A 13,909-nucleotide genomic window follows, 5' to 3' on the forward strand; every position below is an offset into this window, starting at 1 on the left:
GGGTCATCTCATGCAAACCAGCGCCCAAGGCGTCGCAGCCCTCGAGCTTGAAGAGGGCGTTGTACTGCGCGCTTATCGCGACAGCGTCGGTGCTTGGACCATTGGGGCAGGTCTGACTGCTGCCAGCGGTGTTGTGAAGCCCAAGGCGGGCATGTTGATCACCAAAGAAGAAGCGACCAAGCTGCTGCAACAGGCATTGCGCGCGAACTATGAGCCCGCTGTTGAAGTCGCGATGTCGCAGCCGTTGCTGCGCGACGGTTCGGTCGCCCGTCCAAAGCAAAATGAATTCGACGCGGGCCTTTCGTTCCATTGGAACCTCGGTGCAATCGCACGGGCAACGTGGGTGAAGGCTTGGAAGGCCAAGGCTTCGCGCGCCGAAATCCTCTCCCGCCTTGTCGCTTGGAACAAGGCTGGTGGCAAAGTGCTGCCCGGCCTGACTGCGCGCCGTGAACGCGAATTCGCCATGCTGATAGACGGCATATATCGCGGTGCGGCACTGCCAACGCCCGTGGTCGGCTTTGCCCGGTGGGGGCTTCTTCTCTCGGGCGCTGAGATCGCCGCCACGCGCAATGGTTTCAAAGTGCTGGGCTATGATTCCGGCACCAACACCAATGCCATTCTGGATAGCGCCGCCCGCAAGTTTCAAGCTGATCACGGCCTGACCGTTGACGGCATCATTGGCCGTGCCACGCTGACGACACTGCAACGCCGCCTTGATGCCCGGGCCAAGTCGGTTGCCCCGGCACTGGCCGCCGTCGCCGTCGTGCCCGCCGCCGCCACCGGCTTGGCCGATCAAGTCACCAGTCTGCCTATGTCGGGCGATGCAACCATGCTTGGGCTTGCCGTCTGGGGCGCATCGCTGGCGTGGCGATATCGCGATGTTATCGCTGCCAAACTCAATCCCACCCTGCCGCGTGTTGCGGCCATCCTGCGGAGCTTCTGATGAGAGCCTTAATCCTTGGCCTTCTGGCCTGCGCGGTCGCGCTTGCTGGCCTGACCGCCTTTGCCCCGGCAGACACGACAAAGGCTCGGCAGTGCTATGCCGGGCAGGAGGGCTGACCCATGAACCCGGTGATCGCTCTCGCCCTGAAATCGGGCCTTCCCGTTGTCGAAAAGCTGCTGTCCAAAAAGATCGGCGATCAGGATGGTCAGCTTGCCGCCAGCGTCATTAAGGCCATCGCTGATCGTGTCGGCACCACACCAGAGGGCTTACCCGCCGCCACGGAAGAAATGCCGGGGCGCGTCATTGAGGCAATGCGCGAGGTTGAACGGGCGACGCCTGACATGATCGCGGCCTATGACCGTGACCTTCAGTTGCAACTGGCAACTCTTGCCGCCGAGCAAGATGAGCCCGTCTGGATGCGCGCCTGGCGTCCCGCAGGCATGTATCTGCTCGGATTCCTCTGGCTTTGGAATTCGGTCGCCCTCCACGTCGCCAATGCGATCTGGAAAATTGCTCTACCGCCAATGCCCTTCTCTGATCTGATCCAGTTAAGCGGCCTTTACATGGCGCTCTATATGGGCGGCCACACAGTCAAGGATGTGGTCAAGACTTGGGTGGCCAAGTGACCGGGGAAGTTTTGAACATTTCGCCGATCATCGTTTGGACGGTCGCCTTGGGTCAGCTGCTGACCTTCGCGCTGACGATCTGGAATCTGATGGCATCAGGCAGCCGCGCCAACAGCAAACGCTTGGATGATCACGCAAAGCACCTCGACGATCAGGGCTTGCGCCTTCAGTCGCTGGAGCAGGCGCACAAATCTATGCCGACCAAAGACGACATGCACAGCATCTCGCTCGGGCTGGAGGGCATGAAGGGTGAAATGAAAGCCATGCGAGCCGAGATGGAGGGCAGTCGCGGGATCATGTCGCGGGTGGAGGCGATGGTCGGTCGCCACGATAATTTCCTGCTGAAAGGGTAAGGGATGCGCGATTACGAACAAGAGGTCCGTGAAGACGCGCGGCTGATCATCCTCAAAGCGCTGGCGCTGCAAACCGACGAGCGGCTGCATTCAGGCTATCTCGGGGCCGAGCTTGAACGCTTTGGCATCGACCGCCCGCGTGAATGGATCCACAGCGAGTTGGATTGGCTGGCCGAGATCGGCGCGATCGTGGTGACGCGTCCAGGTTCGGTCCTGGTCGCCACCCTTGCCGAAAAGGGTGCGCGGCATTTGCGTCGGGGCATCGTCATTCCGGGCATCAAGCGCCCGTCGCGTCCGGGGGAATAGCGCATGGCCATCGGGCGCGGGCGGCTTTCCAGTTTCGATCTGCTCCCTAAGGAGGCAGACGGCATCGTGGCATGGGCTGCGTCGGAACTCTCGGATCGGGAAAAGACCCAGACCAGCATTTACGCCGAGTTCGTCGGCAAGTGCCAAGCCCTGATGGCCGAGCATCGCGGTGAGCTGGAGTTCGCAATCCCGGCCCTTTCAAGCTTCAACCGCTATTCTATCCGGCAAGCCCGTCTATCGCGTCGGCTGGACCAGACCCGCGAGATCGTCGCGGTGTTGGCAGAAAAGCACGATGCCAAAGCGAGTGACGATCTGACCGTGATTGCGGGCGAGATGATCAAGTCAACCGTGTTGCATATGCTGGGCGACGGGGCGGACGGCACCACGCCGAAAGAGCTGAAGGAACTGGCCGATGCCTTCCGGTCGGCACAGGCGGCGCAGAATATGTCCAGCACTCGAAAAGCCAAAGAGACGGCGGCGTTGCAAGAACGCCTGGGCGAAGCAGTGGCCACGGTGGCCAAGGCCAAGGGGCTGACGTCGGAGACTGCCGAGGCCATCAAAGCTGAAATTCTGGGGGTAACGAAGTGAACACTGAAAGTGATCTGCAATACTGCACTGCAGTCGGCCTGATGGTCACCATGGCCATCGGCTCAACCTCCTACATCCAGCGCAAACTGGGGATCGGCTACAACGATGCCGCGCGCATTGTTGAGCGGATGGAAGCTGACGGTGTCCTGGCAAAGCCTGATCATGTCGGCAAACGCGAGGTTTTGCTGAGGGTGAAGAGTAAGCCAGCACTGGGGGTAACGAAGTGACCGATGTAACCGAGGCCTACACAGTCACCGCAGACGAACTCCGCCAGTTCATCGAGCGCGCCGAGCAGTTGGCCGCCGAGAAAAAGGAAGTGGCCGAGCAGGAAAAAGAGCTGTTCGCAGAGGCCAAAGGCCGGGGCTATGACACCGCAGTCATGCGCCGCGTCATCGCGCTGCGTAAGCGCAAGCCGGACGAGATTGCCGAAGAGGAGGCGATCATCGACATGTATAAATCAGCTTTGGGGATGCAGTGACAATCCCTTTAAGCGAACAACAATGGGCCGACGCCCGCGCTGCCGCCATGGCGGCGATCCCGGCCGAGGTGCAGGCGGCGGGGCTGCCTGCAGTGTTGCTGCCTTATCAGGCGCGTACCGTCAGCCTTCTGGACAGTGGTTGCCCGGTGCTTTTTGTCGAAAAGTCGCGCCGGATCGGGCTCACCTGGGCGCTTGGTGCGTATGCGGTTCTGCGCGCGGCGCGTCAGAAATCCTCTGGCGGCATGGATGTGATGTACATCTCCTATTCCCGTGAGATGACGCGCGAGTTTATCGACGCCTGCGGGATGTGGGCACGGGCCTTCAACAGCGCAGCGGGCGCGGTCGAAGAGGTGCTGTTTGACCAGGACAGCGAAGACAAGGCGATCAACGCCTTCAGGATCAAGTTCGCCAGCGGATTCGAGATCATGGCGCTGTCGTCGGCACCGCGCGGTCTGCGCGGCAAGCAGGGCTGCGTCATCATCGACGAGGCGGCCTTTGTTGATGATCTCGAAGCGCTGCTGAAATCCGCTATGGCCTTCACCATGTGGGGCGGTCAGGTGGTGGTCTGCTCGACGCATTTGGGGGCCGAGAACGAGTTCAACGTCCAGATCCAAGACATTCTGGGCGGCCGGGTAAATTACGCCCATCTGTCGATCACATTGGACCAGGCGCTGGAGCAGGGGCTCTATCGGCGCATCGCTCTGGTGACCGGCAAGATCTGGTCGCCCGAGGCTGAGGCCGATTGGCGGCAGGGCGTGATCAACCGCTACCGCGACAATGCCGACGAGGAACTTTACTGTGTGCCGTCGATGTCGTCGGGGTCATGGTTGCCCGCGCCGCTGATCGAAGCGCGGATGACGGTGAAAACGCCGGTGCTGCGCTTAGAGCTGCCGCGCGATTACATGTTCCGCTCTCGCCTTGACCAGGCCGCGTTGATGGCCCAGTTCATGGAAGAGCTGCGCGCGCAGCTGGCAGCACTTGATCTGACACCGCAGTTTGCCTTTGGCTTTGACTTCGCCCGCGTGGCCGACCTCACAGCGGGGTCTTTAATGGCCATTGAACAGCGGCTTAAACGCCGCGAAGTGCTGGCGTTTGAATTGCGCAACGTGCCGGGTGTCGAGCAAAAGCTGATTGTGCGCACCATCTTCCAACACGTCCGCTCCCGCCTGATCGGTGCAGCTTTTGACGCCACCGGCATGGGCTGGACCGTGGCCGAAGATTTGGGCCGTGAGTTTGGCTTGCGCGAAGACCCCGAAGGCTCGGGCATCGTGATCGCGGTCAAGTTTACCGAAGAATGGTATCGCTTGAACATGCCGCCGCTGAAGGTGGCGTTTGAGGACGATATGATCGCCCTGATCGCCGATGCGGAGCACTTGGGCGACATCCGCGCTATCAAGATCGTGCGGGGTATCGCCCGCGTGCCCGCTCTGCGCGAAGGCACCACCGGCAAGAAGCGCCACGGCGACCATGCCATCGCGGTGGCGTTGGCGCATTGGGCCAGCCGGATGCGGTTTACCGAATACGGCTATGTGCCCGTCAATCGCGCTGCAACGCCTGCAAATGGCAGCGGTTGGGATTTCCCCGCCAATGATGACGGCCGCCGCGACGCATACCGCTCGCCGCTCGGGGCCGGTTTGCGGGGTGGCTTGTGAGAATGCAATGGAGGCTGAAATGACCACCCCCCGCCTGCTGGGAGCGAACGGCCAACCGATCAACCGTGAAGCCCTTACCCGTGAGATCGCCGCTGCGACCGTGGGCGGCGTGCGCAGTCCTATCTCTGGCTATCCTGCCGATGGTCTGACACCGGTGCGGCTGGCCAGCATCTTGCGCAGTGCTGATGCTGGCGATCCGGTGCAAATGCTGGAGCTGTTCGAGACCATTGAAGAGCGCGACCCGCATTACATCGGGGTTCTGGGCACGCGTCGCCGCTCGGTCAGCCAGATCCCGATCACGGTTGAGTCAGGCTCGGAAGACCCCGAGGATGAAGCCCGCGCGCAGATGGTGCGCGACTGGTTGAAGCGTGATGAGCTGACAGACGAGATTTTCAACATCCTCGACTGTATCGGCAAGGGCTATTCCTTTACCGAGATCATTTGGGACACCAGCTCTGGTCAATGGATGCCGATGCAGCTTGAGCAGCGCGACCCACGCTGGTTCCGCTTTGCGCGTCATGATCTGAAAACACCAATGCTGCTGGGGGTGGACGGGCAGGAGCAACCGCTCGATTTTGGCAAATTCATCTTTGCAAAGATTGCCGCAAAGTCTGGTGTCACCCTGCGATCAGGTCTGACCCGCGTCGCGGCATGGGGCTGGATGTTCAAGATGTTCACCCAACGCGATTGGGCGATCTTCAGCCAGACCTACGGACAGCCAGTGCGTCTGGGCAAATTCGCGGCGGGTGCATCTGAAGATGACAAGGCCACGCTGTTTCGGGCCGTGGCCAATATCGCCGGGGATTGTGCAGCAATCATTCCGGCATCTATGGAGATCGACTTCATCGAATCCGGCAATGTTGGTGCGGCCCATCAGCTCTACAAAGAGCGCTGCGAATGGATTGATCAGCAGATCAGCAAAGCGGTGCTGGGCCAGACGGCCACCACAGATGCTGTCACCGGCGGGCTTGGGTCTGGCAAAGAGCATCGTGCCGTTCAAAAGGATATCGAGACGGCAGATGCCAAGGCGCTGGCAGCAATCCTGAACCGTGATCTGATCCAGCCATGGATGCAGTTAGAGTTCGGGCCGTTGAAGGTCTATCCGCGCTTAAAGATCGAACAACCCGAGCAGGAAGATCTGAAGGCGCTGGCCGATGCGATTGGTCCGCTGATTGATCGCGGTCTTGAAGTGGAACAGGCAACGCTGCTGTCGCGGTTTGGCCTGCCGGAACCCAAAGCCGGGGCCAAATTGATGCGGCCGCCGCGTGCGGGTGCAAGCGCAGACGACCCCAACGATCCGAATTCAGTTATTAAAGGGATTCCCGGCGTTATTAAACGGGTTGAGCCTGTTTCAGCGCCAACGCCCGCCCTGCAAGGGGAAGGCCTCTCTACGGCGAAAAAACAGGGGGGTTCGATCGAGGGCGTTTTGACCGAACGGATGGCGATTGAAGCGCGTGCTTCGATGGGGGTTATTTTTTCCAAGATCGAAGCAATGCTCGAGTCCGCTTCCAGCATGGAAGAGCTGAGCCAGATGTTTGCTGAGGGTTTCCCTGATATTGATGTCGCGGATTTTGCCCAGGTGCTGGCAATGGGGCTGGCCACCGCAAATCTTGCAGGTCGGGTCGCGGTAGAGGAAGACGCGCAGTGACGATCAGCGCCACCTTCGGCAAGCCGTTTGCCTATCAGGTTGCGGCCTTCCGTCTGCGCTTGGCCGAGCTGAAGGCCACCGCTAAATGGGATGATGTCTGGCAGTCTGAACATGACCGCGCCTTTATGGTCGCCGGTGCGCTGAAAGCGGACTTGCTGGCCGATCTGGCGGCGGCCGTTGATAAGTCGATCAGCCAAGGCGGCACGCTGCAAGATTTCCGGCGCGATTTTCGCAAGATCGTCGAGGAACGAGGCTGGCACGGCTGGACAGGGGAAGGCACCAAGGGCGGAGAGGCGTGGCGCACCCGCGTCATTTATCGCACCAACATGGCGACTTCCTATGCGGCCGGGCGTTACGCCCAGTTGACCGAAGGCAGCTATGCGTTCTGGATCTACTTCCACGGCAACAGCCTGGAGCCGCGCTTGCAACATCTGGCTTGGGATGGACTGATCCTGCCGCCCGACCACCCGTTCTGGGCCACGCATTTTCCCCCCAATGGCTGGGGGTGCAGTTGCCGGGTGTCGGGCGCGCGATCAATGGCAAGTGCTGTGCGACGTGGCGGCAAGGCTGATCTGAAGCTGCCTAGTGATTGGGCAATGATCAGTTCCAAGACGGGCGCACCAATGGGGATCAGTAAGGGCTGGGCCTATGCGCCTGGGCGATCCGTTGCCAATGACGTCGCCATACTGGCAGCAAAGTTGCCCGATTACCCGGCACCGATCGGCGCGGCCTTGGCCGCAGCGCTGCCGCCCGCAGCAAGGGATGAGATCGGGCGTCAATTCGGGGAGTTTTTGGACCAATCCCTCAGCTCATATGTTCAGCAAAAACATATGATCATCGGTGCTCTTGATCCGAGTTGGATCGCAGCCGCCCAAAAACATAACATTGAGATCGCATCTGCGGAGATCGCAGTTGTCGACAGGGACATCCAGCATACCTTTCGTGGGACGCCTCACGTCACGACTCCAAGCACCAAGCGGGCCAATCCCGACGCACAATCCAAAGTGCAGCCCCTAGACATTGCTTGGTATCGCGGTCTGCCCGCGCATTTGAGGGTGCCTGACATGGTCTACTTAGATATGTCGGAGGATGAACCCGTCTTTGTTCTGATTTTCGACAGGCCAGATGATCACGCGAAGCTTGTTATCAAGATTAACGTCTATGCCAAAAAAGCCGACAAGTTGCTAAACACAGTGAGGTCAGGCCGGATTGTCACCTCCGACGACATCGCGGCCCAGCTTGGCGAGCAGGCAATCCTGATCAAAGGTCGTGGCGCAGATTAGAAGCTGAGGCGTGGCTGGACTCGAACCAACATCGACTGCTTGCACAGTTCCCTTGCCCATCGGGGTACACCGCCTCAAGAGTAATATAGCAATGATCACGATTGAAATCAACGATGCCCAGGTAGTTGCTGCTCTGGACCGCCTCTCGGCGCGGATGGCCGACATGTCCCCGATCATGAGCGAGATCGGCGAAGTTCTGGTCAACTCGACAACCCGCCGTTTTGGCGAAGGGGTATCGCCTGAAGGTGTGAAGTGGGCCGCGAAATCGCCAGTAACCTTGGCCGCTTATGGCGCGCGCAAATCGAACCGAATTGATGTGCGCCCGCTGTTCGGTCCATCCGGTACGTTGAACTCAACCATCTCAGCAGAGCATGGGTCTGACTATGTGCAGGTGGGCTCGGGCAGGGTTTACGCCGCGATGATGCAGTTCGGAGGCAGCAAGGCGTCGTACCCGAACCTGTGGGGCGATATTCCTGCACGGCCCTTCCTTGGTCTTTCAGACGATGACGAAATCGAAATCTTGGAGATCATCTCGGACGCGTTCACTTCGGCACTCTCGGATTGATCCCCCGCACACCGTTGCGGATTTTTTGACAGTGCCGCAGCCGCGATAGTGCGGCATGACCCAGAAAACCAACCTTTCGCGTGCGAATTGCGCCTCTTTCGACCTCCCCGCTGGCGGGGAAGTGCCGGTGTGGGTGCATCTGCTGCCTGCGGCCCACGGCGAAGTTCGCACCCATGACGGGCGCGGCCCCTACAAGGTGACTGATCCCGCTGCAATCATCGCCGCGAGCTTGCAATCTGATCCGCGCGACCAAGGCGGGTTGATCATTGACGAAAACCACTCGTCTGATCTGGCTGCGCCCAAAGGTGGCCCGTCGCCCTCGCGCGGTCGTATCACCGAAATGGAAACCCGCGCCGATGGTATCTGGGGCAAGGTTGCTTGGACCGCTGCGGGGCAAGCCCTGATGGCGGATCGCGCTTATCGCGGCATCTCACCGGTCATCACCTACGACGCCACTGGCACTGTGCACAGCATCCTGCGCGCCGGACTGGTCAATTATCCCAACCTGCGCGGGATGACCGCGCTCAACTCGGAGAACCCGATGGACCTTACGAAACTGGCGAAGGCCTTGGGCCTTGCCGATACCGCAACGATGGACGAGATGATCGCTGCCATCGGCGACCTTAAAAAGGGCGGCAAGGCTGATGCCACCGCTTTGCAGGCGGCGATGACGAAGGTCGGCGAGTTGGTGGGCGTGCCAACTGGGGATGCGCAAGCGATTCTGGCTGGCGTGGGTCTGGTGGTTGGCGGCAAAGAAACCCTGGTCGCCTTGCAGGCGCAAGTCGCAGCGCAGGCATCTCAGATCACAGCGCTGACCGACGGCAACAAGCGCACTGCGTCTGAAGCCTATATCGACGGGCAGATCGCGCAAAAGCGCATGGGGCTGAGTGCAACCAACCGTGAAAGCATGATTGCCCTGCACATGTCACAGCCCGACACCTGCAAGACGCTGGTCGAGGGTCTGCCGCTGGCTGGGGTGTCGCACACCACCTTGCTGCCGCCCAACAAGGACGGCGTGCAGGTCGCGCTGAATTCCGAAGAGCTGGCGGTCGCCAAGGCCACAGGCAAATCCCCCACCGAATTCGCGGCGCTGATGGCAGCTGACCGCACTGCCAAGGAGGCCAAATAATGGTTGCGCTTACCGCTGATCGCAACACCCCCATGAAATCCGGCGACTTGCGCGTTGGTCAGGTTGGGGCCGCGACCAAGATCGTCAAAGGCGCACTGATCATGCGCAACGCGGCGGGCTACCTGATCAAGGGGGCCACGGCTGTTGGCTCGTTCGGCGTCGGGATTGCTCAAACGCTCGTCGACAACACCGCAGGGGCCAACGGCGCGCTGTCGGTCTCGTGGCGTCCCGGCGTGGCCTATCTGGCCAACCTGGCGGGCGATCCATGCCTTGTCACCGATATTGGCGCGAAGTGCTGGATTGTCGACGACCAGACCGTCGCCAAAACCAACGGCACCGCCACCCGCTCGCCCGCTGGCGTCATTGAGGACGTGGATGCCAATGGCGTCTGGGTACGTCTCGATGAAGCCTTGAACCGCGCTTATTGAGGGATTTGAAATGATTATCAACACCGCCGCCCTGAACGCCCTGCGCGTTACCTTTCAAAACGACTTTCAGACCGGTCTGACGCTTGCCGCCCTGATGAAAAACCGCGTGGCAACGATTGTGCCGTCGAGCAACGCGCAAAACACCTATGGCTGGCTCGCCAATGTGCCTTCGATGCGCGAATGGATCGGCGCTCGCGTTGCCCAGAACATCGCTGAGGCATCCTACACCCTGCTGAACAAGGCGTGGGAATTGACCATCGCTGTTGATCGCTACGACATCGAGGACGACAACCTTGGTGTGTATGCTCCCCTGTTCAGCCAGATGGGCATGTCGACATCCGCCAACGAAGAAATCCTGACTTGGGCGGCGCTGAAGGCGGGCTTTACCTCGAAGTGCTATGACGGCCAGAACTTCTTTGACACCGTTCACCCTGTACTGGATGCCAACGGCGCTGTCACCAACGTCGCCAACACCGATGGTGGCGCAGGCACCCCGTGGTTCCTGATGTGCACCAAACAGCCGGTCAAGCCTTTGCTGTTCCAGTCACGCAAAGCGCCCGAGTTTGTTTCGCGCGACAAGGTGACCGACGACAACGTCTTTGACGAGCGGATGTTCAAATATGGCGTCGATGCCCGCTACAACGTCGGCTACGGCTTCTGGCAGATGGCTTGGGGCTCAAAGCAGACCTTGAACAACGCCAACTACGCCACCGCGCGCGCTGCGATCATGGGCATGAAGGGCGATTATGGCCGCCCGCTGGGTCTGGTACCCGATTTGCTGGTTGTGCCGCCCGCCCTCGAAAGCGCCGGTCGCCAGCTGCTGAACTCCGAATACGGCACAGCGGGCGTCACCAATGAATGGAAAGACACCGCCGAGCTGCTCGTCGTGCCGTGGCTCGCCTGAGCCTGACCTGAGCCTGAGCGCGAGAGCGTCGGTTTTATCAGAGGGGGCGGTCAGGCCCGCCCCTTTTATCAAGCCGAGAAGCCAATAGGAGCACCCCGTGGTCAAAGTAAAACCTGAAACCGAGATGACCAAGTCGTCCGTCTCCACCGAGGCCGCAACCGATCCTGTGATCGATATCGCCAGCACCGCCGAAGCCGAAGCCGAAGCCGACGCAAAAGCTCAGGCGGATGCCGTGCCGGTTCCGCAAATCTTTGTCCGTGTGATTGGCCCGCAGCAGGGCCGCTGGCGCGGTGGTTATGGCACTCCGCGTCATTTCACCTCCGATCCGGTGGATATTCCATTCGATGATCTGAGCGATGAAGAGCGTGCAGAATTGCAGGCCGACCCCGAACTGAAGGTAGCGATCATCGATCTGCCACACTGAATCCCAAGCGAAAGGATCAATCGCGAACCTGATGGGTAAACGGGGCCGCAGAGCACTCGCCGTTAGCCGATCCAAGTAGGCGACTTCATCGCGGCTTGAAGTGAACGGAGCATGGTGTCCGAGACAGGCCGGAGAGACGGTCACCGTTCAAACGTCAATCAAAGGATGCTTCATGCGCCGTATCGTCTCTCTACCGATGTTTGCGTTTTCTCAGGTCTCGGCTGCTTTGGCTGTGGCCACCACGTTCCTTTGTGGTCTGGTTTCCTATTTCGGTTGCCGCATGCGTGAGGTGACGGTCTGGGCCATCGACTATATCCCGCGACTTGCAAAGCAGGAAAAACCTGCCCGCCGGATCGGGATGGCCGCAACGGCCTTGAATGACCGACAGGTCGGCGGTGTGCGCGTCCCCGGCTTTCTCGGACGCCCGGCCGTGCAGATGCTCGCGGGTTAGTTTCCGCCCGATTGGCCGGGGCGGTCTGAGATCGCCGCCCGCCAACCCACTTGCTGGGTATGCAATGCGACGGGGTGAAGAGGACCGTGACAGACCGGAGAGACGGTCGCCAATTTTCAGGAGCAGCCCGTGACCTACGCCACTCAACAGCAGATGACAGATCGCTATGGCGCGGCGCAGCTTGTTATGCTGACCGACCGGGCGGCTGTCGCCAGTGGCTCCATTGATGCCGCCGTTGTGGCGCGCGCTCTGAGCGATTCGGATGCTGTGATCGACGGCTATCTGGGCGGGCGCTACACCCTGCCGCTGGTGTCGGTGCCGCCGCTGATCAGCGACCTTGCGCAGTCGATTGCCTATTGGAAGCTGCACATCAGCGAGCCCGACCCAAAAACCCGCACCGATTACGAGTCGGCGCTGAAAATGCTGAAGGACATCGCCACTGGCACCATCCGTATTCTTGCCGCTGGTGTTGAGCCTGCCTCGTCCGGCACATCCGGCGTGCAAGTGACCGACCGCGAGCGGCCGTTCACCGAAGAAACCATGAAAGGTTTCATCTGATGGCCGACGTAGATCTGATCATCGACCGGCTGAAGGCGCGGGTGCCGGATTTGGGTATGCGGGTGTTCGGGGCCGCTGAATTTGCAGCGCTGACCGCCACAGGCGCGGTCCCGCAGGTCACCCCTGCTGTCCATGTGATCCCGAGCGGGATTACGGGCGGTAAGCAAAACGTCCAGATCGGGGCCTATATCCAAGCCGTCGAACGGATGTTTTCCGTGATTTTGACCCTACGCGCGGGGGATGCGTCGGGCGGTCGTGTGTTGGATCGGGTCTCGGATTTCATCGAATCCATCATCGCGGCACTCGCGGGTTGGGAGTTGGGTGACCGGATCGGCGTGTTGCAATTCCGCCGCTGCACGCTCGCCCGCGCCGCCAACGGCGTCTTCGCTTACGAACTCACATTTTCCCTGTCTGACCAACTCAGGATCACCCCATCATGAAATCGCCCAAAGCCGCTGCACCCGCACCCGAAGCTCCGGCCATGCCGATCCCGCCGCATGGCGGCAGCTTCGTGCTGAATGAGGAGTCGAACACTCTGACCCATGTGCCCTTGCCGGTACCAGAGTCAGACACCGTTGAAGGGGGCGTTGAACCCCCCGTTAAAGCCAATTCCGAGGAGGCAGAATAATGGCCGATCGCTACACCCGCCGCTCCGCCATCCTTGCCCGCCCCGAGGCGGTCTATGGCACTGCCGAGACGGCTTTCGTCGCCACCGATGGCATCCTGCTGGCGGCGCCGCCGAGCTTTGTGATTGAGCCTGATAACGTGCCGCGCAATCTGGTGACGCCGTGGATGGGCAATTCGGAAGAGCTGCCCGCAACGCGGCGCGCCAAGCTGAACTTCAAGGTCGAACTGGTCGGCTCCGGTGTGGCGGGCACCCCGCCTGCTTGGGGCAAGCTCATGCGCGGTTGCGGCTTTGCCGAAACCATCGTCGCAGCCAATCGGGTGGAATATGCCTTCATCAACTCGGGCTTCGAAGGCCTGACCTTTCGGTTTTTCCGTGACGGTGTGCGTTATCTCACCCGTGGCGCGCGCGGCACCGTCAAGCTTGACCTCTCCGCCTACGCCATTCCGACGGCTGATTTCGAATTCTGGGGCTTTGATGTGCAGGCCCTGAGTTCGGCTTTGCCCGCCATCGATCTTACTGCGTTCCAAACCCCGCAGGTCGTCACCACCGAAAACTCTGGCGACATCCTGCTGGGGCCCACCTTGACTGCCGGTGCGATTGCAGGCGGCACCTCGCTCGCCTCGAAAGGCATCATGTGGGACATGGGGGGCAAACTGGCCCACCGCAAACTCTTGGGCGGCGAGAAGATCGCCATCACGGATCGCGCGGTCAGTGGCCAGATGACGGTCGATCTGTTGGATACCGAAGAGATCACCTGGCGCACCGATATCAACGCCGTGTCGCTGACTTCTCTCGGTTTCAACCACGGCAACGCGGCGGGCAAGCGTATTGGCGTCTTTGCGCCGCGCGTCCAGCGCACCAATCCGCAGGCGGTGGATGATGATGGCGCAATCATGATTAGCACCGATTTGCGCGCCTTGCCGGGGGTCACCGGCGCGCCCGAAC

General features: G+C 60.6%; 20 protein-coding genes and 1 tRNA gene. 20 read left to right on the forward strand and 1 reads right to left on the reverse strand.

Going from position 1 to position 13,909, the window contains the following annotated elements:
• The first annotated feature begins 10 nt into the window (after positions 1–10).
• The 10 genes from AKV04_RS18380 (at position 11) to AKV04_RS18425 (ending at position 7,877) form a co-directional block, all read left to right on the forward strand.
• The gene (locus tag AKV04_RS18380) at positions 11–943 is read left to right on the forward strand and encodes a lysozyme (protein ID WP_054007868.1); all 933 of its coding nucleotides are present in this window, start codon (positions 11–13) and stop codon (positions 941–943) included.
• 119 nt (positions 944–1,062) lie between these two features.
• Positions 1,063–1,569, forward strand: coding sequence for a hypothetical protein (locus AKV04_RS18385; protein WP_054007869.1), 507 nt, complete (start codon positions 1,063–1,065; stop codon positions 1,567–1,569).
• On the forward strand, positions 1,566–1,922 hold the full coding sequence (locus tag AKV04_RS18390) for a DUF2730 family protein (protein WP_054007870.1): 357 nt from the start codon (positions 1,566–1,568) through the stop codon (positions 1,920–1,922). The genes AKV04_RS18385 and AKV04_RS18390 overlap by 4 nt, the downstream gene beginning before the upstream one ends.
• A gap of 3 nt (positions 1,923–1,925) precedes the next feature.
• Entirely contained in the window at positions 1,926–2,228 is a 303-nt protein-coding gene (locus AKV04_RS18395) for a VpaChn25_0724 family phage protein (protein WP_054007871.1), read from the forward strand.
• Between the two features lie 3 nt (positions 2,229–2,231).
• Positions 2,232–2,816 carry a phage protein Gp27 family protein gene (locus AKV04_RS18400; RefSeq protein WP_054007872.1) on the forward strand — a complete coding sequence of 195 codons (585 nt, stop codon included), beginning with the start codon at positions 2,232–2,234 and terminating at the stop codon, positions 2,814–2,816.
• Entirely contained in the window at positions 2,813–3,043 is a 231-nt protein-coding gene (locus AKV04_RS18405) for a DNA translocase FtsK (RefSeq protein WP_054007873.1), read from the forward strand. Before AKV04_RS18400 ends, AKV04_RS18405 begins: the two co-directional genes overlap by 4 nt.
• The gene (locus tag AKV04_RS18410) at positions 3,040–3,294 is read left to right on the forward strand and encodes a DUF2312 domain-containing protein (RefSeq protein ID WP_054007874.1); all 255 of its coding nucleotides are present in this window, start codon (positions 3,040–3,042) and stop codon (positions 3,292–3,294) included. The genes AKV04_RS18405 and AKV04_RS18410 overlap by 4 nt, the downstream gene beginning before the upstream one ends.
• The gene (locus AKV04_RS18415; RefSeq protein ID WP_054007875.1) at positions 3,291–4,946 is read left to right on the forward strand and encodes a terminase family protein; all 1,656 of its coding nucleotides are present in this window, start codon (positions 3,291–3,293) and stop codon (positions 4,944–4,946) included. Before AKV04_RS18410 ends, AKV04_RS18415 begins: the two co-directional genes overlap by 4 nt.
• A gap of 19 nt (positions 4,947–4,965) precedes the next feature.
• Complete coding sequence (locus AKV04_RS18420; RefSeq protein ID WP_054007888.1) at positions 4,966–6,594, forward strand: DUF935 domain-containing protein; 1,629 nt, start codon at positions 4,966–4,968, stop codon at positions 6,592–6,594.
• Positions 6,591–7,877, forward strand: coding sequence for a phage head morphogenesis protein (locus AKV04_RS18425; protein ID WP_054007876.1), 1,287 nt, complete (start codon positions 6,591–6,593; stop codon positions 7,875–7,877). The genes AKV04_RS18420 and AKV04_RS18425 overlap by 4 nt, the downstream gene beginning before the upstream one ends.
• Positions 7,878–7,881: 4 nt before the next feature.
• On the opposite strand, the gene AKV04_RS18430 is transcribed toward AKV04_RS18425, so the two are convergent.
• Positions 7,882–7,953, reverse strand: a tRNA-OTHER gene (locus tag AKV04_RS18430).
• A gap of 15 nt (positions 7,954–7,968) precedes the next feature.
• Here AKV04_RS18430 and AKV04_RS18435 point away from each other — a divergent pair.
• From AKV04_RS18435 to AKV04_RS18480, 10 genes are all read left to right on the forward strand, one after another.
• Positions 7,969–8,442, forward strand: a complete 474-nt coding sequence (locus AKV04_RS18435; protein WP_054007877.1) for a phage virion morphogenesis protein — start codon at positions 7,969–7,971, stop codon at positions 8,440–8,442.
• A 55-nt stretch (positions 8,443–8,497) separates the two neighbouring features.
• Positions 8,498–9,571: a phage protease gene (locus AKV04_RS18440; RefSeq protein ID WP_054007878.1), complete on the forward strand. Its 1,074-nt coding sequence runs from the start codon at positions 8,498–8,500 to the stop codon at positions 9,569–9,571.
• Positions 9,571–9,999, forward strand: coding sequence for a hypothetical protein (locus AKV04_RS18445; protein ID WP_054007879.1), 429 nt, complete (start codon positions 9,571–9,573; stop codon positions 9,997–9,999). The genes AKV04_RS18440 and AKV04_RS18445 overlap by 1 nt, the downstream gene beginning before the upstream one ends.
• Before the next feature lie 10 nt (positions 10,000–10,009).
• Positions 10,010–10,903 (forward strand): Mu-like prophage major head subunit gpT family protein, encoded by an 894-nt coding sequence (locus AKV04_RS18450; RefSeq protein ID WP_054007880.1) that lies wholly within the window; start codon positions 10,010–10,012, stop codon positions 10,901–10,903.
• 97 nt (positions 10,904–11,000) lie between these two features.
• The gene (locus AKV04_RS18455) at positions 11,001–11,327 is read left to right on the forward strand and encodes a hypothetical protein (protein WP_156317661.1); all 327 of its coding nucleotides are present in this window, start codon (positions 11,001–11,003) and stop codon (positions 11,325–11,327) included.
• 172 nt (positions 11,328–11,499) lie between these two features.
• Positions 11,500–11,778, forward strand: coding sequence for a hypothetical protein (locus tag AKV04_RS18460; RefSeq protein WP_156317663.1), 279 nt, complete (start codon positions 11,500–11,502; stop codon positions 11,776–11,778).
• A 129-nt stretch (positions 11,779–11,907) separates the two neighbouring features.
• On the forward strand, positions 11,908–12,336 hold the full coding sequence (locus AKV04_RS18465) for a gp436 family protein (RefSeq protein WP_054007883.1): 429 nt from the start codon (positions 11,908–11,910) through the stop codon (positions 12,334–12,336).
• A complete protein-coding gene (locus tag AKV04_RS18470) occupies positions 12,336–12,776 on the forward strand; it encodes a phage tail terminator protein (RefSeq protein ID WP_054007884.1) in 441 nt (146 codons plus the stop codon). Before AKV04_RS18465 ends, AKV04_RS18470 begins: the two co-directional genes overlap by 1 nt.
• Positions 12,773–12,964, forward strand: a complete 192-nt coding sequence (locus AKV04_RS18475; protein ID WP_054007885.1) for a hypothetical protein — start codon at positions 12,773–12,775, stop codon at positions 12,962–12,964. Before AKV04_RS18470 ends, AKV04_RS18475 begins: the two co-directional genes overlap by 4 nt.
• Positions 12,964–13,909 (forward strand): phage tail tube protein (locus tag AKV04_RS18480; protein ID WP_054007886.1); only part of this gene is annotated, 946 nt, incomplete at its 3' end. The genes AKV04_RS18475 and AKV04_RS18480, both read left to right, overlap by 1 nt.

Source organism: Cypionkella psychrotolerans (assembly GCF_001294535.1).
In the GTDB taxonomy this organism is placed as follows: Bacteria; Pseudomonadota; Alphaproteobacteria; order Rhodobacterales; family Rhodobacteraceae; genus Cypionkella; species Cypionkella psychrotolerans.